This is a genomic window from Pseudomonas sp. W2Aug9 (genome assembly GCF_023127755.1).
GTDB lineage: Bacteria > Pseudomonadota > Gammaproteobacteria > Pseudomonadales > Pseudomonadaceae > Aquipseudomonas > Aquipseudomonas synxantha_A.
The window spans coordinates 248,450-271,312 of sequence record NZ_SPKL01000008.1; the positions used below are offsets into that span (position 1 = coordinate 248,450).

Annotated in this window: 21 protein-coding genes; 8 read left to right on the top strand and 13 right to left on the bottom strand. The window is 59.9% G+C overall.

The genetic code is table 11. The features are described 5' to 3' along the window. Positions 1 to 10: 10 nt before the first annotated feature. Positions 11 to 1,483, bottom strand: coding sequence for a betaine-aldehyde dehydrogenase (gene betB / locus E3O56_RS05790; protein WP_032879038.1), 1,473 nt, complete (start codon positions 1,481 to 1,483; stop codon positions 11 to 13). A gap of 110 nt (positions 1,484 to 1,593) precedes the next feature. Next, positions 1,594 to 2,187, bottom strand: a complete 594-nt coding sequence (betI, locus tag E3O56_RS05795; RefSeq protein ID WP_032879040.1) for a transcriptional regulator BetI — start codon at positions 2,185 to 2,187, stop codon at positions 1,594 to 1,596. A 390-nt stretch (positions 2,188 to 2,577) separates the two neighbouring features. Between betI and E3O56_RS05800 the strand changes: the two genes are divergently transcribed. Next, entirely contained in the window at positions 2,578 to 4,512 is a 1,935-nt protein-coding gene (locus E3O56_RS05800; RefSeq protein WP_228309931.1) for a BCCT family transporter, read from the top strand. A gap of 73 nt (positions 4,513 to 4,585) precedes the next feature. Here the strand turns inward: E3O56_RS05800 and choV are convergent, their stop codons facing one another. The 3 genes from choV to E3O56_RS05815 form a co-directional block, all read right to left on the bottom strand. After that, positions 4,586 to 5,764, bottom strand: a complete 1,179-nt coding sequence (gene choV / locus E3O56_RS05805) for a choline ABC transporter ATP-binding protein (protein WP_248127971.1) — start codon at positions 5,762 to 5,764, stop codon at positions 4,586 to 4,588. Then, positions 5,761 to 6,606, bottom strand: coding sequence for a choline ABC transporter permease subunit (gene choW, locus E3O56_RS05810; protein WP_003194913.1), 846 nt, complete (start codon positions 6,604 to 6,606; stop codon positions 5,761 to 5,763). The genes choV and choW overlap by 4 nt, the downstream gene beginning before the upstream one ends. A gap of 69 nt (positions 6,607 to 6,675) precedes the next feature. Beyond that, the gene (locus tag E3O56_RS05815) at positions 6,676 to 7,623 is read right to left on the bottom strand and encodes a choline ABC transporter substrate-binding protein (protein ID WP_032879044.1); all 948 of its coding nucleotides are present in this window, start codon (positions 7,621 to 7,623) and stop codon (positions 6,676 to 6,678) included. 416 nt (positions 7,624 to 8,039) lie between these two features. Between E3O56_RS05815 and E3O56_RS05820 the strand changes: the two genes are divergently transcribed. Then, positions 8,040 to 9,416 (top strand): L-serine ammonia-lyase, encoded by a 1,377-nt coding sequence (locus E3O56_RS05820; RefSeq protein ID WP_005792168.1) that lies wholly within the window; start codon positions 8,040 to 8,042, stop codon positions 9,414 to 9,416. Positions 9,417 to 9,913: 497 nt separating this feature from the next. Further along, positions 9,914 to 11,017 carry a GlxA family transcriptional regulator gene (locus E3O56_RS05825; protein WP_005792167.1) on the top strand — a complete coding sequence of 368 codons (1,104 nt, stop codon included), beginning with the start codon at positions 9,914 to 9,916 and terminating at the stop codon, positions 11,015 to 11,017. Between the two features lie 88 nt (positions 11,018 to 11,105). On the opposite strand, the gene E3O56_RS05830 is transcribed toward E3O56_RS05825, so the two are convergent. The 5 genes from E3O56_RS05830 to E3O56_RS05850 all read right to left on the bottom strand — a co-directional run bounded on the left by E3O56_RS05830 (position 11,106) and on the right by E3O56_RS05850 (position 15,006). Beyond that, the gene (locus E3O56_RS05830) at positions 11,106 to 11,369 is read right to left on the bottom strand and encodes a hypothetical protein (RefSeq protein ID WP_032879047.1); all 264 of its coding nucleotides are present in this window, start codon (positions 11,367 to 11,369) and stop codon (positions 11,106 to 11,108) included. Between the two features lie 225 nt (positions 11,370 to 11,594). Further along, positions 11,595 to 12,086: a thioesterase family protein gene (locus tag E3O56_RS05835; RefSeq protein WP_248127972.1), complete on the bottom strand. Its 492-nt coding sequence runs from the start codon at positions 12,084 to 12,086 to the stop codon at positions 11,595 to 11,597. 12 nt (positions 12,087 to 12,098) lie between these two features. Beyond that, a complete protein-coding gene (locus E3O56_RS05840) occupies positions 12,099 to 13,064 on the bottom strand; it encodes an L-carnitine dehydrogenase (RefSeq protein ID WP_078822524.1) in 966 nt (321 codons plus the stop codon). 36 nt (positions 13,065 to 13,100) lie between these two features. Continuing rightward, positions 13,101 to 13,988, bottom strand: a complete 888-nt coding sequence (locus E3O56_RS05845; protein WP_248127973.1) for a 3-keto-5-aminohexanoate cleavage protein — start codon at positions 13,986 to 13,988, stop codon at positions 13,101 to 13,103. 73 nt (positions 13,989 to 14,061) lie between these two features. Further along, a complete protein-coding gene (locus tag E3O56_RS05850; RefSeq protein WP_032879054.1) occupies positions 14,062 to 15,006 on the bottom strand; it encodes a choline ABC transporter substrate-binding protein in 945 nt (314 codons plus the stop codon). Positions 15,007 to 15,199: 193 nt separating this feature from the next. Between E3O56_RS05850 and E3O56_RS05855 the strand changes: the two genes are divergently transcribed. Beyond that, a complete protein-coding gene (locus E3O56_RS05855) occupies positions 15,200 to 16,144 on the top strand; it encodes a GlxA family transcriptional regulator (RefSeq protein ID WP_005792161.1) in 945 nt (314 codons plus the stop codon). A gap of 68 nt (positions 16,145 to 16,212) precedes the next feature. Next, complete coding sequence (locus tag E3O56_RS05860; protein ID WP_103735270.1) at positions 16,213 to 17,391, top strand: hypothetical protein; 1,179 nt, start codon at positions 16,213 to 16,215, stop codon at positions 17,389 to 17,391. A gap of 31 nt (positions 17,392 to 17,422) precedes the next feature. On the opposite strand, the gene E3O56_RS05865 is transcribed toward E3O56_RS05860, so the two are convergent. The 3 genes from E3O56_RS05865 to E3O56_RS05875 form a co-directional block, all read right to left on the bottom strand. Beyond that, entirely contained in the window at positions 17,423 to 17,839 is a 417-nt protein-coding gene (locus E3O56_RS05865) for a DUF3010 family protein (RefSeq protein ID WP_248127974.1), read from the bottom strand. Positions 17,840 to 17,876: 37 nt separating this feature from the next. After that, a complete protein-coding gene (locus E3O56_RS05870) occupies positions 17,877 to 18,491 on the bottom strand; it encodes a hypothetical protein (RefSeq protein WP_032879060.1) in 615 nt (204 codons plus the stop codon). A gap of 94 nt (positions 18,492 to 18,585) precedes the next feature. Beyond that, complete coding sequence (locus E3O56_RS05875) at positions 18,586 to 18,987, bottom strand: lysozyme inhibitor LprI family protein (protein WP_005792155.1); 402 nt, start codon at positions 18,985 to 18,987, stop codon at positions 18,586 to 18,588. A 218-nt stretch (positions 18,988 to 19,205) separates the two neighbouring features. On the opposite strand from E3O56_RS05875, the gene E3O56_RS05880 reads away from it, so the two are divergent. The 3 genes from E3O56_RS05880 to dgcA are packed head-to-tail and all read left to right on the top strand — an operon-like array spanning position 19,206 to position 22,842. Next, the gene (locus E3O56_RS05880) at positions 19,206 to 20,183 is read left to right on the top strand and encodes a dipeptidase (protein WP_005792153.1); all 978 of its coding nucleotides are present in this window, start codon (positions 19,206 to 19,208) and stop codon (positions 20,181 to 20,183) included. Positions 20,184 to 20,235: 52 nt separating this feature from the next. Beyond that, positions 20,236 to 20,766: a DUF5943 domain-containing protein gene (locus tag E3O56_RS05885; RefSeq protein ID WP_005792152.1), complete on the top strand. Its 531-nt coding sequence runs from the start codon at positions 20,236 to 20,238 to the stop codon at positions 20,764 to 20,766. A gap of 15 nt (positions 20,767 to 20,781) precedes the next feature. Further along, positions 20,782 to 22,842, top strand: coding sequence for a dimethylglycine demethylation protein DgcA (gene dgcA, locus E3O56_RS05890; protein WP_032879068.1), 2,061 nt, complete (start codon positions 20,782 to 20,784; stop codon positions 22,840 to 22,842). The last annotated feature ends 21 nt before the right edge of the window (positions 22,843 to 22,863 follow it).

The window sequence follows — 22,863 nt, forward strand, 5'->3', positions numbered from 1 at the left end:
GGCTCGGGTGTTAGAACACCGAGGCGTAATCGCCCAGCTCAACCTGTACTGATTTGATGCGGGTGAAGTTGTTCAGCGAGCTGATCCCGTTCTCACGGCCCACACCGGATTGCTTGTAGCCACCGACCGGCATCTTGGCGTCGGACTCGCCCCAGGCGTTGATCCAGCAGATACCCGCTTCCAGTTGATGAATCACGCGGTGGGCGCGATTCAGGTCCTTGGTCACCAGGCCGGCAGCCAGACCGAAGTCGGTGTCGTTGGCGCGACGGATCACTTCTTCTTCGGTCTCGTAGGTGAGGATGCTCATCACTGGGCCGAAGATTTCTTCACGCACGATGGTCATGTCATCGGTGCAGTCGGTGAACACGGTCGGAGCCACGAAGGCGCCTTTGGCGAAGTCGCCATCGGTCAGGCGATCGCCGCCGCACAGCAGGCGGGCGCCTTCTTCCTTACCTTTGGCGATGTAGCCCAGCACGCTTTCCATGTGGGCGAAGCTGACCAGCGGGCCGAAGTTGGTGTTGTCGTCCTGCGGGTCGCCGACACGGATGCGCGCAACGCGCTCGACAATCTTGGCTTCAAACGCAGCTTGCAGATGCTTGGGCACGAACACACGAGTGCCGTTGGTGCAGACCTGGCCGGAGCTGTAGAAGTTGGCCATCATCGCGATATCGGCGGCGCGATCCAGGTCGGCGTCTTCGAACACGATCAGTGGCGACTTGCCGCCCAGTTCCATGGTCACTTCCTTGAGCGACGAGCTCGAGGCGCTGGCCATGACTTTCTTGCCGGTGTCGGTGCCGCCGGTGAACGAGACTTTCTCGATGCGCGGGTGCTCGGTCAACCAGGTGCCGACTTCACGGCCGCTGCCGGTCAGTACGTTGAACACACCAGCCGGAACGCCGGCTTCGGTGTAGATCTCGGCCAGTTTCAGGGTGGTCAGCGAGGTGACTTCGCTTGGCTTGAAGATCATCGCGTTGCCTGCGGCCAGGGCCGGGGCGGATTTCCACAGGGCGATCTGGATCGGGTAGTTCCACGCGCCGATACCGGCGACTACACCCAGCGGCTCGCGGCGAGTGTAGACGAAGGAGGTGTCGCGCAGCGGGATCTGCTCGCCTTCGATGGCTGGCACCAGGCCTGCGTAGTATTCCAGCACGTCGGCGCCGGTGACGATGTCGACGTACTTGGTTTCGGAGAAGGCTTTACCGGTGTCCAGTGTTTCCAGGGCGGCCAGTTCATCGTTGCGCTCGCGCAGGATGTCGACAGCACGACGCAGGATGCGCGAACGCTCCATGGCGGTCATGGCAGCCCAGATTTTCTGGCCCTTTTCAGCGCTGACCACGGCACGCTCGACGTCTTCTTTCGTGGCGCGTTGCACTTGGGCGAGAACTTCACCGTTAGCCGGGTTGATGGCTTCGAAGGTGGCATCGCTGCCAGCGTCGCTGTAGCCGCCGTCAATGTAGAGTTTTTGCAGGTCGAAACGGGCCATAAAGTCCTCGCAAGTGCATAAGTGGTTGGCGTTACCCGCCGTACAGTGGGCCATGGAGTTGTGGCAACACTGAGCGACGGACGTTCAGGGGTTGAGCGTTTATAAGTGCTCTAACTCACCTGCTTGGCCAATTGGAAATCCATGTATTCGTAAGCGATCCGTTGCGCTTGCTCCGTGTCGAAAGCGTCTCCCGACAGGGCGCCGCGCAACCACAAACCGTCGATCAAAGCCGCCAGGCCGCGGGCTGCGCTGCGTGCCTCGGGTAACGGCATCGCACGGCGGAACTGGCAACACAGGTTGGAATACAGACGGTGATCGTTGATCCGCTGCAACCTGTGCAATGACGGGTGGTGCATGCTGGTGGCCCAGAAGGCCAGCCAGGTTTTCATTGCCGGGCCATTGACCTGGCTGGCGTCGAAGTTGCCTTCGATGATCACCTGAAGGTGTGCCCGTGGGCTGTCTTCCTTCAAGGCACGCCTGCGTTCGTGGACGTTCTCGATCAACGCATTCATCAGGTAGCGCATGGTCGCTGCGATCAGGCCGTTCTTGTCCTGAAAGTAGTGACTGATGATGCCGTTCGAGACGCCGGCCAGCCGCGCAATCAGCGCAATGCTGGCATCTCCCATTCCGACCTGATCGATGGCCGTCAAAGTGGCTTCGATCAACTGCTGGCGGCGTATGGGTTGCATACCGACCTTGGGCATGTAGCACCTCTCCTTAGGCCTGCCGATGGGCGATCCACGTCCGTCGGCTTGAGGGCCAGTCTATTTTGTTTTGATTGAACGTTCAATCAACAAAGAATAAGATCTGCGACAAATGGTCGCTGCCTACAGATATTTCCTACCTGCGAGCTGCAACCTCTGACACCTGCAAAAACCCTTGAAACAGGCCACTTCAGAGCCTGATCACCGCTTCGGCGGGCTCAAGAATTTTCGGGGTGTCTTTATAACACCCGTCCGTCGACTGCCGAAAAATCGATGTCCCGGGATAACCGTTGCCTTGTGTTTCTCTCTCGCACTGCCTGGAGCATCTGCGCCATGAGTTCTGCCTCTCTTATAAAGACCCCGCCGGAAAAGGTCCGGGTCAACGGTTGGGTGTTCTACACCTCCACCGCGCTGATTCTGATATTGACCGCCATTCTGATCATCGCCCCGCAGGAGGCCGGGCGCCTGCTCGGCGTAGCCCAGGCGTGGCTGTCGAAAAGCTTCGGCTGGTACTACATGGTGGTTATCGCCGCCTACCTGGTGTTTGTGGTCGGTCTGGCGTTTTCGTCCTACGGGAAATTGAAACTGGGTAGTAAGGACGACACCCCGGACTTCAGCTACGGCGCCTGGGCCGGCATGTTGTTCTCGTCGGGCATCGGCATTTCGCTGTTGTATTTCGGTGCGTCCGAGCCGTTGGACCACTACTTCAACCCGCCCGAAGGCGCAGCGGCCAGCAATGGCGCGGCACGCCAGGCGCTGCAACTGACCTTTCTGCACTGGGGCCTGCACGGCTGGGCGATCTATGCCCTGGTCGGTTTGGCCGTGGCGTACTTTGCCTACCGCCATAACCAGCCGCTGGCCTTGCGTTCGGCGCTGTACCCATTGGTGGGCGAGCGTTGGGTGAAGGGCGCGGCCGGCCATGCGGTAGACGGCTTCGGCATGTTCGTCACCTTGCTGGGGCTGGTGACCAACCTGGGTATCGGCTCGATGCAGGTGTCGTCGGGGCTGGAAAACCTGTTCGGCATGGAGCACAGCAACACTAACTTGCTGATCGTGATCATCGTGATGAGCACCGTAGCGACCATCGCTGCTGTATCGGGCGTGGAGAACGGCATTCGCCGCCTGTCCAACCTCAACATCGTGCTGTTCAGCGGCTTGCTGATTTTTGTGCTGCTGTTCGGCCCGACCCTGCACCTGCTCAACGGCCTGGTGCAGAACACCGGCGATTACCTCAACGGCATCATTCTGAAAACCTTCGACCTGTATGTGTACGAAGGCGACGCCGACAAGACCGAGCGCTGGATGGGCCTGTGGACCCTGTTCTACTGGGCCTGGTGGATTTCCTGGGCGCCATTTGTGGGCATGTTCATCGCGCGTATTTCCCGTGGCCGTACCGTGCGTGAACTGGTGGCGGGCGTATTGCTTATCCCGCTGGGCTTTACCCTGGCGTGGCTGTCGATCTTCGGTAACTCGGCCCTGGACCTGGTGTTGAACCACGGGGCGGTGGAGTTGGGCAAGACGGCTCTGGAGCAGCCGTCCATGGCCATCTACCAACTGCTTGAGCATTACCCAGCATCGAAAATTGTTATCGGCGTATCGATCTTCGTGGGCTTTGTGTTGTTCCTGACCCCGGCGGATTCCGGCGCGGTGATGATGGCCAATCTGTCCTGCAAAGGCGGCAATGTGGACGAAGATGCGCCGCACTGGTTGCGGATCTTCTGGTCGGCGGTCATTACGCTGGTGACGATCGGTCTGTTGTTTGCCGGCAACTTCGAAGCCATGCAAACCATGGTAGTGCTGGCAGGGCTGCCGTTCTCGGTGGTGCTGATCTTCTTTATGTTCGGTTTGCACAAGGCGATGCGCCAGGACGTGGCCATCGAACAGGAGCAGGCGCAACTGGCTGAACGCGGGCGTCGTGGGTTCAGCGAGCGCTTGACGGCGCTGGACCTGCAACCGAGCCAGGCCACCGTGCAACGCTTTATGGACAAGCACGTAACGCCGGCGCTGGAAGAAGCGGCGGTTGCGCTGCGTGAGCAAGGTTTGGAAGTGCAGACACTGCTGGGCAAATCCAAGCGCTGCATTGGTGTGCGCATCGAGATGGAAGAGGGCAACCCGTTTGTCTACGAAGTGAGCCTGGATGCTTACTCGTCGGCGCCGGCTGACTTGCCTGAAGAAGAGCGCACCCGTTATTACCGTGCCGAGGTGTACCTGCACAACGGGCCTCAGGAATACGACCTGATGGGCTTCACCCAGGAACAGATCACCCGGGATGTGCTCGATCAGTTTGAAAGCCATCGGCAGCTCCTTGGCCGTGTCTATAGCTGATAGTTGAAGCCTGGTGGTGCTTTGAATGTGGGAGGGGGCAAGCCCCCTTCCACATTTTGCTTTGCAGTGTTTGCTAGCCCAGGTTCTTGCCTAAGAGGGCATGGTAGAGCTCACTGTCACCCAAGATCCCCACCACCTTGTTGTTGTCATGCAACACCAGCTTGTTCCCCGTCTGGTAGCGAATCTGCAACGCATCGCGCATACCGATGTTGGAGTCCACCAGCGTCGGCACCCGGCCCAGACCTTCCACCGCTTGCCCCGGCGCCCAATTCTGCAGGCTCATCGCCACGCCATTCTGGCGTGCGCCCTGGATGGTGTTGCCTTCGGCCAGGTCCAGCCACGAGTCACCACCCGGATCAAGGCACACCGAACCGTTCACGCGCTTGCAGTTGTCCAGCGTGCGCATCAGGCTGCGTCCGCACAGCACGTTCAGTGGGTTGGTGTGGGCGACGAAGGTGCGCACATAGTCGTCCGCCGGGTTCAGCACGATCTCTTCCGGCACGCTGTACTGGATGATCTTGCCGTCTTTCATGATCGCGATACGGCTGCCCAGTTTCAGCGCTTCATCCAGGTCGTGGCTGACGAACACGATGGTCTTGCTCAACTTGCGTTGCAGCTCCAGCAGCTCATCCTGCAAACCTTGGCGAATCAGCGGGTCGAGGGCCGAGAAGGGTTCGTCCATCAGCAGGATATCGGCGTCCATCGCCAGGGCGCGGGCCAGGCCGACGCGTTGCTGCATACCGCCGGACAGCTCGTCGGGCTTCTTGTTGCGCCATTGGCTCAGGCCCACCAGTTCAAGCTTTTCATCCACCAGCGTGCGCCGTTCCTTCTCCGGACGGCCCTGCATTTCCAGGCCGAAGCTGATGTTCTCGCGCACCGTCAGCCAAGGCATCAGGGCGAACTTCTGGAACACCATGGCGATGCGTTTGGTGCGCATCATTTTCAACTCGGCGGGGGTGCAGGAGGCGATGTCGATCTGGCGACCTTCATGCTCTACAAACAGTTGGCCACGGCTGACGGTGTTGAGGCCGTTGATGCAGCGCAGCAGGCTTGACTTGCCGGAACCCGACAAGCCCATCAGCACACAGATCTCGCCTTTCTCGATATCCAGGCTGGCCTTTTCAACGCCGACAATCTGCCCGGTCTTCTTCAGAATTTCGTTACGGCTCATGCCCTGGTCCAGCAGCTTGAGCGCTTCGCGTGGGTCTTTGGAAAAGATCACGTCGACATTGTCGAATCGGATAATGCTCATGCATCACCCCCTACTTTAGCGTCGGGTTGTTTGCAGATACGGTCGAGCATGATGGCCAGCAAGACGATCGCCAGGCCCGCTTCAAAGCCCAGGGCAATGTCAGCGGTGTTCAGTGCGTTGACCACCGGCTTGCCGAGGCCGTCGGCACCCACCAGGGCGGCGATCACCACCATCGACAACGACAGCATGATGCATTGGGTAATGCCGGCGGCGATGCTCGGCATGGCGTGGGGCAACTCGATGCGCGAGAGCAACTGGCGGCGCGAGCAGCCAAAGGCTTTACCGGCGTCCATCAGCTCTTGCGGCACATCGCGGATACCCAGGTAAGTCAGGCGGATCGGCGCGGCAATCGCGAACACCACCGTGGAAATCAGCCCGGGCACCACACCCAGCCCGAAGAGGGTCAGGGTAGGGATGAGGTAGACGAAGGTCGGTACGGTCTGCATCAGATCGAGCACCGGCCGCATCATGGTGTAGAACATCGGCTTGTGCGCGGCAACAATACCCAGCGGCACGCCGATGACCACGCAGACCAGGGTGGCGAACAGCACCTGCGCGAGGGTTTCCATGGTTTCCTGCCAGTACCCCAGGTTGAGGATCAGCAGGAAGGAGGCAATGACAAACACCGTCAGGCCCCATTTGCGTTGAATAAAGTGAGCCAGCAGCGCAATCAGACCGATCAATGCCAGCGGATTGAACCAGGTCAGCGCAAACGTCACGCCGTGGATCATCGTTTCCAGTGTCGATGCGATTGCGTCGAAATAGTTGGCACCGTGTTGGGTCAACCAGTCGACGAAGGCAGCGATGTACTGGCCTAGAGGGATTTTCTGTTCAGTCAGCATGGTAGTGAATGTCCACATGCGAAGGGGAAAACATCCCGTGCCAGCGCACCGGCCCGGGGTCAGCGGGTGCTATTTGGCGAGGTAAGCTTTGACGGCATCGAGCCCTGGTTTGCCATCGACGGTGGTGACACCGGCGAGCCAGGTGTCGAGCACTTGCGGGTTCTTCTGCAGCCAGGCCTTGGCGGCGGCGTCGGCCTTCATCTTGTCGTCCAGGACGTTACCCATCAGGGTGCTTTCCATGTCCAGCGTGAACACCAGGTTTTTCAGCAACTGGCCGACGTTGCTGCATTCCTGGGTGTAGCCCTTGCGGGTGTTGGTGTAGATGGTGGCCTGGCCATAGTTGGGGCCGAACGAATCGTCGCCGCCGGTCAGGTACTTCATCTTGAAGCGGGTGTTCATCGGGTGCGGTTCCCAGCCGAGGAACACAATGGCCTGGTTGCGCTTGGAGGCGCGTTCAACCTGGGAGAGCATCCCGGCTTCGCTGGACTCGACCACCTTGAAGCCGGCGGTCTTGAGGCCGAAGGCGTCTTTGTCGATCAGTGTCTGGATAGTGCGGTTGCCGTCGTTGCCCGGCTCGATGCCGTAGATCTTGCCGCCCAGCTCATCCTTGAATTTGGCGATATCGGCGAAGTCTTTCAGGCCCTTGTCGTACAGCGCCTGTGGGACCGCCAGGGTGTACTTGGCGTTTTCCAGGTTGGCGCGCACGGTTTCCACGGTGCCGGCATCACGGTACTGCTTGATGTCGTTTTCCATGGTCGGCATCCAGTTGCCGAGGAATATGTCCATGTTCTTGCCGTCGGCCAGGGACTTGTAGGTCACCGGTACCGAAATCATCGTGGTGCGCGGTTTGTAGCCCAGGCCCTTGAGGATTTCGCTGGTGGTCGCGGTGGTGACGGTGATGTCGGTCCAGCCGACATCGGAGAAGTTGACGGTCTTGCACTGTTCCGGTTCTGCGGCGTGTGCCATGACGGGCAGACTCAGCATGGCGGCCAACAACAACGAGGGTGAACCTTTCATCGGGGTAGACTCCTGTGTCTTTTCTGGCGGCATTCGCCGCGCTTTATAAGTGTTGCGGTTGGAGCGTGCGAGAACAGCTCTGGCGCGGTGCCTTGCAAACGAGTCGAGACTGATCATGTACTAGTGAAAATCTGACGCCTACAGGGGGCGTCGTATCCAGTACAGGGAGGGTCGCATCCAGTACCGATGACGTCGCTTACAGCTTTTTCCCAAGGTAAAACTGCTGTTTTTACCCATCTGCACCGCAAAAAACGGCCACAACAGGCGTTCGCACGCGAGCGACGCTGGTGAGCATGGATGCGTCGGTGTGAGACGCCGGGGCGAGCAACAAAAGCTTGATGATGCCGCCATCTGGGCGATCTGAGCGTAGCACCTCGTTCAAGCCCGGCCCGCGCTTATCGAGGAGTTACACGTTAATGGCTATCAGCGTTTTCGACCTGTTCAAGATCGGCATCGGGCCTTCGAGTTCTCACACCGTGGGCCCCATGCGCGCCGCGGCGTTGTTCGTGCAGGCGTTGCGTGAGCGTGAACTGTTGGAACGGGTTCGGCGTGTCGAAGTGCAACTGTACGGCTCGTTGTCTGCCACTGGCATCGGCCATGGCAGTGACACCGCAACCATCATGGGCCTGATGGGCGAGTGGCCGGACGCAATCGACCCCTCGCAAATCGGCGTACGCATTCAAACCTTGCGTGAAACCGACACCCTGTTGCTGGACAGCCGCTTGCCGGTGCCATTTGTGTGGGCGCGGGACATGCGCTTGCTCGACGAGAACCTGCCGTTCCACCCCAACGCCATGACCCTGGTGGTATGGGGCGATGACGGCGAACTGCATCGCGATACCTACTATTCGGTCGGCGGTGGCTTTGTGGTGGATGAGGCCCAGGCCCGAAGCGGCGTGGCCGATATGGACCGCACCGAATTGCCTTACGATTTTTCCAGTGCGGTGGAGCTGTTGCAGCTGTGCAAGACCCACAACCTGCGCGTCGCCGAACTGATGCTGGCGAACGAAAAGACTTGGCGCTCCGAAGAAGAAATCCGCAGCGGCCTGATGAAACTCTGGCGCGCCATGCAGGATTGCGTGGAGCAGGGCCTCAAGCACGAAGGCATCCTGCCCGGCGGCCTCAATGTGCGCCGTCGCGCCGCCAAGTTGCATCGCAGTTTGCAAGAGCTGGGCAAACCCAATGTGATCGGCTCGACCTTGAGCGCCATGGAGTGGGTCAACCTGTTCGCCCTTGCGGTCAACGAAGAAAACGCCGCCGGTGGGCGCATGGTGACGGCGCCCACCAATGGCGCGGCGGGGATCATCCCGGCAGTGCTGCACTACTTCATGAAGTTCAGTGAGGAGGTCACCGAAGCCAACGTGGTCGACTATATGCTCGGCGCGGCGGCGGTAGGTATCTTGTGCAAGAAGAACGCTTCGATCTCCGGTGCTGAAGTCGGCTGTCAGGGTGAAGTAGGCTCGGCTTGCGCGATGGCCGCAGCTGGCTTGGCGGAGATTCTAGGTGCCACGCCGGAGCAGGTGTGCAACGCCGCTGAAATCGGCCTGGAACATAACCTCGGCCTGACCTGCGACCCGGTCGGCGGCCTGGTACAGGTGCCGTGTATCGAGCGCAATGCGATTGCGGCGGTGAAGGCCATCAACGCGGCGCAAATGGCCCTGCGCGGCGACGGCCAGCACTTTATCTCCCTGGACCGGGTGATCCGCACCATGCGTGATACCGGGGCCGATATGCATGACAAGTACAAAGAGACATCACGCGGTGGGTTGGCGGTGAGTGCGGTTGAGTGCTGAGACCCAGTCGCCTGCATCGGGGCTTGCCCCCTCCCACACTTGATTTGTGAACACCTTCAAAATGTGGGAGGGGGCTTGCCCCCGATAGCAATAGTGCAGACACAATTGCTCATAAAGTGAACACCAGATCAAAAAACGCCACCTTTTAGCGCGTCGCAAACAGATAAGTAGCTACCAAACGATTTCCCTCTCGTCACCTGCGCATTGTGCTTTGGGTGACAGACACGTCCTACGCCCGCAAAGCGCCTTCCCACAAGTGCTACCGATTTGCTCACACGCTTTGAGTAGCACCCTTCTCACGTCATATCCCGCACCCCACGCGCGGGCTTATATAGACGCATCAACAGGTCGTTTTCAGGAGTTATTGAATAGCCATTCAATTTTCGGCATGGCATTTGCTCTGTCAATTCAAAGCCTCTCTCCCCTCGCAGGGGATGAGCGCAATAACAAGAGCCTCGCCTGAGGCCATCACCCGCTTTGTGTGAGGAGATACCGCGATGACGTCGTTCAACTCCGGGGCCCAACCCCAGAACCGTGCGCCTCAATCCATCGGCTTTTTGCTGCTGGACAATTTCACGCTGATTTCACTGGCGTCGGCTGTGGAACCCCTGCGCATGGCCAACCAGTTGTCCGGCCGCGAGCTGTACCGCTGGACAACCCTGAGCGTGGACGGCAACCAGGTATGGGCCAGCGACGGCCTGCAAATCACCCCGGACGCCTCCATGCACAAAGCGCCGGCGTTGGACACGGTCATCGTCTGCGGCGGTGTGGGTATCCAGCGCACGGTCACCCGTGAGCATGTGTCGTGGCTGCAAAGCCAGGCGCGTCAATCCCGTCGCCTGGGTGCCGTGTGTACCGGCAGTTGGGCGCTGGCTTGCGCGGGTTTGCTCGACGGTTTTGATTGCAGCGTGCATTGGGAATGCCTGGCGTCGATGCAGGAAGCCTTCCCGCGCGTCGCGATGAGCACGCGTCTGTTCACGCTCGACCGCAACCGCTTCACCAGCTCCGGCGGCACTGCGCCGTTGGACATGATGCTGCACCTGATCAGCCGCGACCACGGCCGTGAATTGTCGGCTGCCATCTCCGAGATGTTCGTCTACGAACGCATCCGCAACGAACAGGATCACCAGCGCGTGCCGCTCAAGCACATGCTCGGCACCAACCAGCCGAAGCTGCAGGAAATCGTCGCGCTCATGGAAGCCAACCTGGAAGAGCCGATCGACCTGGATGAACTGGCGGTGTATGTCGCCGTGTCGCGCCGCCAGTTGGAGCGGCTGTTCCAGAAATACCTGCACTGCTCGCCGTCGCGTTATTACCTCAAGCTGCGCCTGATCCGTGCACGGCAGTTGCTCAAGCAAACACCGATGTCGATCATCGAAGTGGCGTCGGTGTGCGGGTTCGTGTCCACGCCGCACTTCTCCAAGTGCTACCGCGAATACTTCGGCATACCGCCACGCGATGAACGTGTCGGCTCCAACACTACCCAGCAAGTGGCGATGATGCCGATTCCGCAGGCACTGGTGTTGTCACCGTTGTCGGGGCCGATGTCGGCGTTGAGCCAGGCCAGAAACGAGTCGACGTTTGCCAGTGTAAGGCTCTAAACCGAGTCGTCTGCATCGCAGGCAAGCCAGCTCCCACCTTGGAATGCGTTCTCCTGTGGGAGCTGGCTTGCCTGCGATAGCTCTATTTTCAGGCGCCGGAGTTCTGTTTGAATTGCATCAGCGCCGGCAACAACTGCTTGTCGATCGCCTGGCGTACCGCCGGCAAAATCGTCGCACTGCCGCTGTACATTTTTTCAACCATGCCCTTGAGCGCCTTGGCCCGCGCCTCGCTCAAACCGCGCACCGCACATTCACACGCCTGCTCGGCGGTGGTACCGCTGGATACTTCAAAACCCAGCGAGCGCAGTTGGCTCAGCAGGTCATCCTGGTCAATCAAATCCGCGTGCATCATGACGTTTATCCTAGTGTAGGGAACAGGGATTGACCTGGATTCTGGTTGGCCCCCGCTGGGTGGGCAAGAGCAGAATCGAGCAATGGCTTGGATGGCTATGAACAGGTCGTTTTCGGGTCACTTGGCAATACGGTTAATAGGCACACTGATCCCAGGCACGCAGCTTGACGGTTTGGTCACCCTCCAGATGCACAGCTCACACAAGGCCCCTCTGCCCCGATCCAGTCACGGCTGGCCCGGGGCTTTTTTTGCCGGTAAACCGATGACACGGCCAAGCAGGGCGGGCCTTGGCAGCTCGGCCTGTGCAGCGCTGATCGCGGCGAGCCGTTGCAGCGTGGCCTCGGTGAACGGCGTAGCTTGCGGCCCGGCCAGATCGACGTGCAGCAGCATCTGTTCATTGCCGGCCAGTTCCTTGTCATCGTGCACCCGGTGCAGGCTGTGATACAGGTGCAGGCGCTTGGCGTCATGGGCGATCAGTTGGGTGTGCACTTCAACCTCGGCGCCCAGTTTCACTTCGTGCAGGTAGTTCAGATGCAGCTCCAGGGTGAACAATGAGTGGCCGCTGGCTTCACGGTTGTCGCTGTCCAGGCCCAGGGTGTCCATCAGCGCGTCGGTGGCGTAGCTGAAGATCAGCAGGTAGAACGCGTCGCGCAGGTGGCCGTTGTAGTCCACCCAGTCGGGAAGGACTCGGGTGGTATAGGTGGTCAATGCGGGCATTATCGGTTCCCTTTATTCGGCGAAGGTCATGCCGTGCCGGGCCTTGGTGGTTTTCACCGCCTCAAGCACTGCCAACAGGCAATCATCACGATAGCGCTCCAGCGCCGAAATGCTGTGTTGGCCCAACTGATCGCTAGTGCCATCGACAACGTCGTCAATCAGCTTGTCGGTCAGCTCCGGTGCTGGCAGGTAGGTCCATGGCAACTGCAACGCCGGGCCGAATTGCGCCATGAAGTGCCGCATACCGGCATCACCGCCTGCCAGGGTGTAGGTGAGGAAGGTACCCATGAACGACCAGCGCAAGCCGGCGCCAAAGCGAATCGCGTCATCGATTTCGCCGGTGGTGGCCACGCCGTCATTGACCAGGTGCAGCGCCTCGCGCCACAACGCTTCGAGCAGCCGGTCGGCAATAAAACCGGGCACTTCCTTGCGCACATGCAGCGGGCGCATACCGAGGGATTCATACACCTTGATGGCCGCCTGGATCGCTTCAGGCGCAGTGCGCTTGCCGCCCACCACCTCCACCAAGGGCAGCAGGTAAACCGGGTTGAACGGGTGGCCGACCACGCAGCGTTCCGGGTGGGTCGAACCTTCATAGAATTCGCTTGGCAACAGCCCGGACGTGCTCGAACCGATCAACGCATTCGGCTTGGCCGCCGCGCTGATCTGGCTGTGTAACTGCAGCTTGAGCTCCAGGCGTTCCGGGGCGCTTTCCTGAATGAAGTCGGCGTCCTTGACGCACTCCTCGATGGTGCTGACAAAGCGCAGCCGATGCTGGGAGGCACCCGCTGCCAGGCCTTGTTTTTCCAGCGCACCCCAAGCATTGGCGACGCGTTTGCGCAAGGCTGCTTCGGCACCGGGGGCAGGGTCCCAGGCGACCACATCCAGGCCGTGGGCGAGGGCACGGGAGACCCAGCCGCTGCCGATAACACCGCTGCCCAAGGCAGCGAAGGTTTTGATGTCAGTGATAAAGCTCATTGGCACATTCCTAGAGAGTTCGGGGATCCCACATGTTTAACCGCGTTTGGTCAGGCCCATCTTGATTCGCCCCTCGGCCGGGGTCATGACCCGCGCACCCAGCCGGCTGAGGATTTCAATGGCGCGTTCCACCAACTGGCCGTTGGTGGCGAGCACGCCTTTGTCCAGCCACAGGTTGTCTTCCAGGCCCACCCGTACATTGCCGCCCAGCAGCACCGCTTGCGCGGCCATCGGCATTTGCATGCGACCAATCCCGAACCCTGCCCACACCGCGTCGGCGGGCAGGTTGTCGACCATGGCTTTCATGGTGGTGGTGTCGGCCGGCGCGCCCCAGGGAATGCCCAGGCACAGTTGGAACAGCGGGTTATCGAGCAGCCCTTCCTTGATCATCTGCTTGGCGAACCACAGGTGGCCGGTGTCGAAAATTTCCAGCTCGGCCTTTACGCCCAGGGCCTGGATACGCTTGGCGCCGGCCCGCAGTTGCGCCGGGGTGGACACGTAAATGGTGTCGCCGTCGCCGAAGTTGAGGGTGCCGCAGTCCAGGGTGCAGATCTCCGGCAGCAGCTCCTCCACATGCGCCAGGCGGGTCAGTGGGCCGACCAGGTCAGTGTTGGGGCCGAAGTCCATCGGGTTCTCGCCGCCACCGATTTCCAGGTCGCCGCCCATGCCGGCGGTGAGGTTGACGATGATGTCGATGTCGGCCTCGCGGATGCGTTCCATCACTTCACGGTACAGGGCTACATCGCGGCTGAATTTTCCGGTGTGCGGGTCGCGCACATGGCAGTGCACCACGGTGGCGCCGGCCTTGGCGGCTTCTACTGCGGCGGCGGCAATTTGTTTGGGGGTGACCGGCACGTGCGGGCTTCTGGCGGTCGTGTCGCCAGCACCGGTGAGTGCGCAGGTGATGATGACGTCGTGGTTCATGAGGCGGTTCCTTACAGGCGTGGTGGTGCCGTTCGCGGTCGCAAGTGGCCGCGAAACGGTGATTCGGAGAAGGTTATTTGCTGGTGAGTTTCAGGTTGGCGGCCGCGGGTTTGCCATCGAACGTGGTCACGCCCTCCAGCCAGCGCTGCTGGTCTTGAGGGTGATCCTTGAGCCACTGCCTGGCGGATTCCAGGGCATCCTTGTGATCGAGCAGCGGCTGCATCATGCGGCTCTCGTCGGCGGCGGTGAACGTCAGGTTGGTCAGCAGCGTGTGCACGTTGGGGCACTGCTCGGCGTAGGTTGGCGACGTGACGGTCCATACGCTGGCCCGGCCTTCGTTCGGCCCCAGGGCGTCTTCGCTGCCGGTGAGGTAGGTCATCGCCACATTCACGTTCATCGGGTGCGGCGCCCAACCAAAGAACACCACGGCTTCCTTGCGGCGCACGGCGCGGTCCACGGCGGCCAACATGCCGGCTTCGCTGGACTCCACCAGTTGGAACTTGCCCAGGCCAAACTGGTTCTTGGCAATCATCGCCTTGATCTGGGTATTGGCACCCGAGCCAGGCTCGATGCCGTAGATCTTGCCGCCCAGCTCTTTCTGAAACCTGGCGATGTCAGCGAAGGTCTTCAGGCCCTTGTCCGCCAGATAAGTCGGCACCGCCAGGGTGGCGCGCGCGTCTTCCAGGCTGGGTTTATCCAGGACCTTGACCTGCCCGGCCTCGACAAACGGCGTGATGGTCTGGGTCATCAGCGGGTTCCAGTAGCCCAGGAACAGGTCCAGGCGTTGGTCGCGGATACCGGCGAAGATGATTTGCTGGGAGGCGCTGGTTTGTTTGGTCTTGTAGCCGAGGCCGTCGAGCAGCACTTGAGTCATGGCGCTGGTGGCGATCACGTCGGTCCAGTTCACCACGCCCATGCGTACGTTCTGGCATGAAGCGGCATCCGCTGCCATGGCGTTAGTGCTCAAAACGGCGCTGGCGCTGAGTGCAAGTACGCAACGGCGGATCAGTCGGTTCATGGTGGGTCCCTCGGCAGGTCGTTATTGTGGGGGCCGGTGTCTTTGTGCACCGTGACGCCACGTTACGCAGCTTGGCGAACCACAAAGCGCACGACGGCGACCGGCTCTTGCACTGCAGCGACCTGTCCCCTTGAATCCGTGCATCAACGGGAGTATCACAGTGCCACGCTGCCCGCCCCACGAGAGCGCCACCATGTCCCAGGATTTCTACTTCTTGCTGATGCCGGGTTTTTCGGCCATCGGTTTTATCTCGGCCTTGGAACCGTTACGGGTCGCCAACCGCTTTCGTGGCGAGTTGTACCGCTGGCACATATTGAGTGCAGATGGCGGTGCGGTGCTGGCGAGCAACGGTATGTCGGTCAACGCCGACGCCGCGCTGGAGCCGCTGGAAAAAGGCGCCACATTATTAGTGGTGGCCGGTTTCGAGCCTTTGCAATGCTCTACCCCGGCGCTGGAGCATTGGCTGCGTCGCCTCGATCACGACGGCGTGACCTTGGGCGCCATCGACACCGGCGCCTGTGTGCTGGCCGAAGCGGGGCTGCTCGATGGCCACCGCCTGACCCTGCACTGGGAAGCCATCGACGCCTTCAAGGAAGCCTATCCGCAGTTGAGCGTGACTCAGGAACTGTTCGAGATCGACCGTCGCCGCATTACCTGCGCCGGCGGCACCGCGTCCATCGACTTGATGCTCGATCTGATCGCCCAGGCCCACGGCTCGGAACTGGCGGTCCAGGTCTCGGAGCAATTCGTGCTCGGCCGTATACGCCCACGCAAAGACCACCAGCGCATGCAGATCGCCACGCGCTACGGCATCAACAACAAGAAACTGGTGCACGTGATCGGCGAAATGGAGCAACACACCGAACCGCCCCTGAGCACCCTGGCCCTGGCCGACGCGATCAAGGTCACCCGGCGTCAACTGGAGCGCCTGTTTCGTCTGCATCTGAACGACACCCCGAGCAACTTCTATCTCGGCCTGCGCCTGGAGAAAGCTCGGAAACTGCTGCGCCAGAGCGACATGAGTGTGCTGGAGGTGAGCATTGCGTGTGGGTTTGAGTCGCCGTCCTATTTCACCCGCAGCTATCGCGCCAGGTTTGCCAAGTGTCCTAGGGAGGATCGGCGACGGGAGGTGGTTTGACGGACAATTATAGTCAATTATACTTATCGCTATAATTTATAGTCCTTTCCATAATTGAGTATAAAATCATGTCCACGCACAGCGGCTTTGTGTTTCGCCGCCCCACCCTGGCAAGCAGTATTGCCGATGGCCTGGTGGGGGCCGGTATTCAGGATTTCACCTCCGGCCTGTTTCTTGCGGCGCCCCGACGCACGGGCAAAAGCACCTTTCTGCGCGAGGACCTGATTCCGGAATGTCAGCTCCGGGGCTGGCTGGCGGTGTATGTCGACCTGTGGGCCAACAAGGAAAAAGACCCCGCCGAGCTGATCGCGAGTGCCATTGCGGGGGCGTTGGTGCCGTTTGAAAAGGGCATTCGCAAACTGGCAAAGAACATTGGCATCGAGAAACTAAGCTTTCTGCGTACGCTTTCCTGGGACTTTACCAAGCCACAATTGCCTGTCGGTGCGACGCTGACCCAAGCGTTGGAATTGCTCCATAGGGCTGCAGGAAAACCCGTTGTGCTGGTGATTGACGAAGCACAGCACGCATTAACCACCGAATCAGGTATCAATGCGATGTTCGCGTTGAAGGCTGCCCGGGATCAGCTCAACCAAGGCCGTTACGAGGAGGGCAGCGGTTTGCGCCTGGTGTTTACCGGATCCAATCGCGACAAGCTCGCCCATTTGGTATTGGGTAAAAGCCAGCCATTCTTCGGTTCCAGCATCACGCCGTTTCCGCTGCTGGGCAAAGCGTTCACCCAGGCCTACACCGTGCACCTCAACGCGCACCTGGCCAAGAACAACCAATTCAACGCGGCTGATATTGATGAGGCGTTTGAGCGGGTAGGTCGGCGTCCCGAGATGTTGCGCACGATCATCGGTGAAGTCGCATTGGAGCTGGGCGAGGCGAGCAATCTGGGCCAACTGCTGCACAGTCGTGCAGAACTGCTGCGCGCGGGTGTATGGACCGAGTTCGAAAGCGCCTGGAACGCCCTGACCATCCCTCAGCGCGCCGTGCTGGAGGTGATGGTGGAGCGTTCTCAAAACAACGAACCCTTCGCGCCATTCACCGATAGCACCCTCACGGCTGTCAGCAAGGCGCTGGAAAAGATGGGTAGCGACGTGGTGCCGGGTACCCAGACCATCCAGGCCTGCATCGATGCCCTGCGCGATAAGGAACTGGTGTGGAAGTCGAGCCGAGGCGGCTATGCCCTGGAGGACAAAACCTTCGGTGACTGGCTGCAACACAAAAGCCCTGCACCGCGCTAAAAGGCCGGCTCCTAAAGAGAGCGGGTGTGGCTTATTTCTTTACCAGGGCCGAGCATGCCGCCTTGTAGGCTTCATGCTGGTACTTGTTCAGCGTCGCGGGCAGATCAAAGGTGTGCTTCTTGTTCTGTGCATTGATGGTCTGCGGCGACAGCAGCATCACCTCCACCCCGTCCAGCAACTGAAACACCCCTTCAATCTTGAACGTCGTCGGGCCGCCGGCAAACTCGCCTTTTTTGCTGCGCTTCTTGATCGCGATACGGGTAATGGCGTTCGCCTGCACGAAGGCCTTTACCTGGGCGGCGAAGGCTTTGACGTTGGCCGCTTCATCGTCGTCATCAAGGGCGATTTTCTTGGTGGCCAGGGCGATGTGGGTCAGTGCCTGGTTGTCCAGAGCGGCGAGGGCGATGATGGCTTCGCTGCCTTTGATTTCGATGCCGCAAGTAGTCATGGAATGCTCCGCGCCCCAGAAAATGCTCATGGGTAAGTTATTTATCGGGGCGCATGATACCGCCAAGCTCAAACAGCTTCTTTACGGTTTCGCTCATGGGCTGCATTTGAGAGATCTCAATGTGCAATTTCAACAAACTGGCTTTCTTGATTTCTTCGTCGAGTTCATTTTGGCGCTCGTTTGGCCCGTGGATTTTTTTGCGCCAGCCGCTTAGGCCAAATACGGTTAGCCATGATGCGACGAGGGCGTATATGACGAGGGCGATCAATGAAAGCGCCTCTCGAGCACGTACGAAGTTAAATACAAGATCGAGGGTGTCAGGATCAGCAGGTTTGTAGCCGGCCTTCAGCTCTGACTGGATTTTCAATGCAGCTGCTAAAAAATCCGGATCGTTATTTAATTTCTTTGAAAGCTGCGGGATATAGTCTTTCTCGGTGTCACCCTCTTTAAGAGCGGTGATGCGGTTTTCGAATAATCTCTGATTATGCTGGTTTGAAAAGTTGTCCAGAGACGCGTTGGTCTGTACTTCGATTCGATAATCCAGGTAAGCCAATGACAGGATGGCAAACAGCGCGCCGCCGAGCATCAGCAAGCCGCAAACAGCGGCAAATTTGTACAGGTTGTCGGTGGGAGGGGTAGGAAACCATTGCATTGTTCAGTACTCATCCTTGAGAGGGAAAGCATCGTTAAATTTGACGAGCGCGCAAAAGCAGCGTGGGACTTGCTTGGCCAATAGGGTGCGCAAATCACTCCTGCCCAATCGACTCCAAAAACTCCGACCGCTCATCACTCATCCGCGCCAGGCAATCATTCTGCGCAATCGCATACTCCTTGCTGCCATTGACCGCCGGGAAGGTGTCCACCGCGCAATCGGCATCGCGCAGTTTTTCCCATTTCTGCTGGGCGTCCTTCAGACGGGCGGTAATGTCGGCCAGTTTGGTCTTGTCGCTGCCGTAGGTTGAAGCCATGCGCTCCAGCAGGCCCTGATAGTTATCCTTGAGCAATTGCTCGGCGGTGGTTTTGTTGTAGGCGGCGCAGGCCAGGGTCTGTTTGTCGTTTTCGATGCCGTCGCACGGCGTGCTGTCGGTGTCTTCGGCTGCGTGAACGCCGGTTGCGATGAGTGCCAAAGCCAGGAAAATCGATTTCATTGCGCCGTCTCATATCACGTGATGCGCAATTCTGGCTCAAGCGTAAGACAAAGAACAGTCGCCCGTCAGGCATGTCTGCACAGCCTTTGTCGTGGATTGACGCTTTCGGCAATTCCCCTGTCGTTTTTGCACCCGGCTCGGGTTGTCCCTGGGCATATGCTGGCCCCAAAGCGCCGGCAGACGATTCGGCGCATGAATCGCCAATAAGGGGACGCCTGATGAGCCCAGCCGAGTTGCACGCCGACAGCATCGTTATCGACGGTCTGATTATTGCCAAGTGGAACCGCGACCTGTTCGAAGACATGCGCAAAGGCGGCCTCACCGCCGCCAACTGCACGGTGTCGGTGTGGGAAGGCTTCCAGGCCACGATCAATAACATCGTCGCCAGCCAGACCCTGATCCGCGAGAACAGTGACCTGGTGATCCCGGTGAAAACCACCGCCGACATCCGCCGTGCCAAGGAACAGGGCAAGACCGGCATCATCTTCGGCTTCCAGAATGCCCATGCGTTTGAAGACCAGCTCGGCTATGTCGAGATCTTCAAGCAGCTCGGCGTTGGCGTGGTGCAGATGTGCTACAACACCCAGAACCTGGTGGGCACCGGCTGCTACGAGCGCGACGGCGGGTTGTCGGGCTTCGGGCGCGAAATCGTCGCCGAGATGAACCGTGTCGGCATTATGTGCGACCTGTCCCACGTTGGTTCCAAGACCAGCGAAGAAGTCATCCTCGAATCGAAAAAGCCGGTGTGCTATTCCCACTGCCTGCCGTCCGGGCTCAAGGAACACCCGCGCAACAAGTCCGATGAAGAACTCAAGTTCATCGCCGACCACGGTGGGTTTGTCGGCGTGACCATGTTCGCGCCGTTCCTGGCCAAGGGCATCGATTCGACCATCGACGACTACGCCGAAGCCATCGAATACACCATGAATATCGTCGGCGAAGACGCCATCGGCATTGGCACCGACTTCACCCAGGGGCATGGCCAGGATTTCTTTGAAATGCTTACCCATGACAAGGGCTACGCCCGCCGCCTGACCAGCTTCGGCAAGATCATCAACCCGCTGGGCATCCGCACCGTGGGTGAATTCCCCAACCTCACCGAGACCCTGCTCAAGCGTGGCCACCCCGAGCGCGTGGTACGCAAGATCATGGGCGAGAACTGGGTCAACGTCTTGAAGGACGTCTGGGGCGAATAAGCCAGACACCTATCGGCAACACCACAACGAATTTTTCTGGAGTTAAGTTTCCATGGCCAAGATCGCCCCGCAATTGCCAATCGAAGTCGACAGCGAAACCGGTGTCTGGACCTCCGACGCCCTGCCCATGCTGTACGTGCCGCGCCATTTCTTCGTCAACAACCACATGGGTATCGAAGAAGTGCTGGGCGCTGATGCCTACGCCGAGATCCTCTACAAGGCCGGCTACAAATCCGCCTGGCACTGGTGTGAGAAAGAAGCCGAGTGCCACGGCCTGGAAGGCGTCGCGGTGTTCGAACACTACATGAAGCGCCTGTCGCAACGTGGCTGGGGCCTGTTCAAGATCCAGGACATCGACCTGGATAAAGGCACCGCCAGCGTCAAGCTTGAGCACTCGGCGTTCGTCTACGTGTACGGAAAGGTCGGGCGCAAAGTCGACTACATGTTCACCGGCTGGTTTGCCGGTGCCATGGACCAGATTCTTGAGGCCCGTGGCAGCAAGATCCGCACTGTCGCCGAACAAGTCTACGGAGGCTCCGAAGAGGGCCACGACGATGGCCTGTTCACCGTCAAACCGTTGTAAGCCGAGGACCGTGCCATGGCTTTCGAAGCAATGTTTGCGCCGATCCAGATCGGCAAGCTGACCATCCGCAACCGCGTGCTCAGTACCGCCCACGCCGAGGTGTATGCCACCGACGGCGGCATGACCACCGACCGCTATGTGAAGTACTACGAAGAGAAAGCCAAGGGCGGTATCGGCCTGGCGATCTGCGGCGGGTCCTCGGTGGTGGCCATCGACAGCCCCCAGGAGTGGTGGAGTTCGGTGAACCTGTCCACCGACCGCATCATCCCGCACTTTCAGAACCTGGCCGACGCCATGCACAAGCATGGCGCCAAGATCATGATCCAGATTACCCACATGGGCCGTCGCTCACGCTGGGACGGCTTCAATTGGCCGACCCTGATGTCGCCGTCCGGCGTGCGTGAGCCGGTGCACCGTGCCACCTGCAAGACCATCGAGCCGGAAGAAATCTGGCGCGTGATCGGCAACTACGCCCAGGCGGCGCGTCGTGCCAAGGCCGGTGGCCTGGATGGCGTCGAGCTGTCTGCCGTGCACCAGCACATGATCGATCAGTTCTGGAGCCCGCGGGTCAACAAGCGTACCGACGAATGGGGCGGTAGCTTTGAAGGCCGCATGAAGTTCGGCCTGGAAGTACTCAAGGCCGTGCGTGCCGAAGTGGGCGATGACTTCTGCGTGGGCATGCGCCTGTGCGGTGACGAGTTCCACCCGGACGGCTTGTCCCATGAGGACATGAAGCAGATCGCCAAGTATTACGACGACACCGGTATGCTCGACTTCATCGGCGTGGTGGGCTCGGGGTGCGACACCCACAACACCCTGGCCAACGTGATCCCGAACATGAGTTACCCACCGGAGCCGTTCTTGCACCTGGCAGCCGGGATCAAGGAAGTGGTCAAGGTTCCGGTGCTGCACGCGCAGAACATCAAGGACCCGAACCAGGCCACGCGCATCCTCGAAGGCGGCTATGTGGACATGGTCGGCATGACCCGTGCGCACATCGCCGACCCGCACCTGATTGCCAAGATCAAGATGGGCCAGATCGACCAGATCAAGCAATGCGTGGGCGCCAACTACTGCATCGACCGCCAGTATCAGGGCCTGGACGTGCTGTGCATCCAGAATGCCGCGACCTCCCGTGAATACATGGGCGTGCCGCACATCATCGAGAAAACCACCGGGGCCAAGCGCAAGGTGGTCGTGGTGGGCGCAGGCCCCGCTGGTATGGAGGCAGCACGTGTCGCCGCCGAACGCGGCCACGACGTAACCCTGTTGGAGAAAAAAGAGTTCATCGGCGGGCAGATCACCACCGCTTCGAAAGCGCCGCAGCGCGACCAGATCGCCGGTATCACTCGCTGGTACCAGCTGGAGTTGGCGCGCTTGAAAGTCGACCTGCGCCTGGGCGTGGCGGCGGATGCCGAGACCATTCTGGACCTGCGTCCGGACGTGGTGGTGCTGGCGGTGGGCGGGCATCCGTTCATCGAACAGAACGAACATTGGGGCGCCGCCGAAGGCTTGGTGGTGAGCAGTTGGGATGTGCTTGACGGCAAAGTCGCGCCGGGCAAGAACGTGCTGGTGTACGACACCATTTGCGAGTTCACCGGCATGTCGGTGGCGGACTTCCTGGCGGACAAAGGCTGCCAGGTGGAAATCGTCACCGACGACATCAAGCCCGGTGTGGCAATTGGCGGTACGTCGTTCCCGACTTACTACCGCAGCATGTACCCCAAGGAAGTGATCATGACCGGCGACATGATGCTGGAAAAGGTCTATCGCGAGGGCGACAAGCTGGTGGCAGTGCTGGAAAACGAATACACCGGCGCCAAAGAAGAGCGGGTGGTCGACCAGGTGGTGGTGGAGAACGGTGTACGCCCGGACGAGGCCCTTTACTACGGGCTCAAGGAAGGCTCACGCAACAAGGGCCAGATCGACGTCGAAGCCTTGTTTGCGATCAAACCGCAGCCGTGCTTGAGCGAGGCGGGCGAGGGGTACTTGCTGTTCCGCATTGGTGACTGTGTGGCCCAGCGCAACACCCACGCTGCGATCTACGACGCCCTGCGCCTGTGCAAGGATTTCTAAGCCGACACCGAACCAAAAAGT

Coding starts and splice junctions, on each gene's coding strand:
- E3O56_RS05825 (WP_005792167.1), top strand. CDS start 9,914: ATGACGTCGTTCAACTCCGGGGCCCAACCCCAGAACCGTGCGCCTCAA.
- E3O56_RS05875 (WP_005792155.1), bottom strand. CDS start 18,987: ATGAAATCGATTTTCCTGGCTTTGGCACTCATCGCAACCGGCGTTCAC.
- E3O56_RS05830 (WP_032879047.1), bottom strand. CDS start 11,369: ATGATGCACGCGGATTTGATTGACCAGGATGACCTGCTGAGCCAACTG.
- E3O56_RS05840 (WP_078822524.1), bottom strand. CDS start 13,064: ATGAGCTTTATCACTGACATCAAAACCTTCGCTGCCTTGGGCAGCGGT.
- E3O56_RS05815 (WP_032879044.1), bottom strand. CDS start 7,623: ATGAAAGGTTCACCCTCGTTGTTGTTGGCCGCCATGCTGAGTCTGCCC.
- E3O56_RS05865 (WP_248127974.1), bottom strand. CDS start 17,839: ATGACTACTTGCGGCATCGAAATCAAAGGCAGCGAAGCCATCATCGCC.
- E3O56_RS05855 (WP_005792161.1), top strand. CDS start 15,200: ATGTCCCAGGATTTCTACTTCTTGCTGATGCCGGGTTTTTCGGCCATC.
- dgcA (WP_032879068.1), top strand. CDS start 20,782: ATGGCTTTCGAAGCAATGTTTGCGCCGATCCAGATCGGCAAGCTGACC.
- choW (WP_003194913.1), bottom strand. CDS start 6,606: ATGCTGACTGAACAGAAAATCCCTCTAGGCCAGTACATCGCTGCCTTC.
- E3O56_RS05885 (WP_005792152.1), top strand. CDS start 20,236: ATGGCCAAGATCGCCCCGCAATTGCCAATCGAAGTCGACAGCGAAACC.
- betB (WP_032879038.1), bottom strand. CDS start 1,483: ATGGCCCGTTTCGACCTGCAAAAACTCTACATTGACGGCGGCTACAGC.
- E3O56_RS05860 (WP_103735270.1), top strand. CDS start 16,213: ATGTCCACGCACAGCGGCTTTGTGTTTCGCCGCCCCACCCTGGCAAGC.
- E3O56_RS05845 (WP_248127973.1), bottom strand. CDS start 13,988: ATGAACCACGACGTCATCATCACCTGCGCACTCACCGGTGCTGGCGAC.
- choV (WP_248127971.1), bottom strand. CDS start 5,764: ATGAGCATTATCCGATTCGACAATGTCGACGTGATCTTTTCCAAAGAC.
- E3O56_RS05835 (WP_248127972.1), bottom strand. CDS start 12,086: ATGCCCGCATTGACCACCTATACCACCCGAGTCCTTCCCGACTGGGTG.
- E3O56_RS05820 (WP_005792168.1), top strand. CDS start 8,040: ATGGCTATCAGCGTTTTCGACCTGTTCAAGATCGGCATCGGGCCTTCG.
- E3O56_RS05880 (WP_005792153.1), top strand. CDS start 19,206: ATGAGCCCAGCCGAGTTGCACGCCGACAGCATCGTTATCGACGGTCTG.
- betI (WP_032879040.1), bottom strand. CDS start 2,187: ATGCCCAAGGTCGGTATGCAACCCATACGCCGCCAGCAGTTGATCGAA.
- E3O56_RS05850 (WP_032879054.1), bottom strand. CDS start 15,006: ATGAACCGACTGATCCGCCGTTGCGTACTTGCACTCAGCGCCAGCGCC.
- E3O56_RS05870 (WP_032879060.1), bottom strand. CDS start 18,491: ATGCAATGGTTTCCTACCCCTCCCACCGACAACCTGTACAAATTTGCC.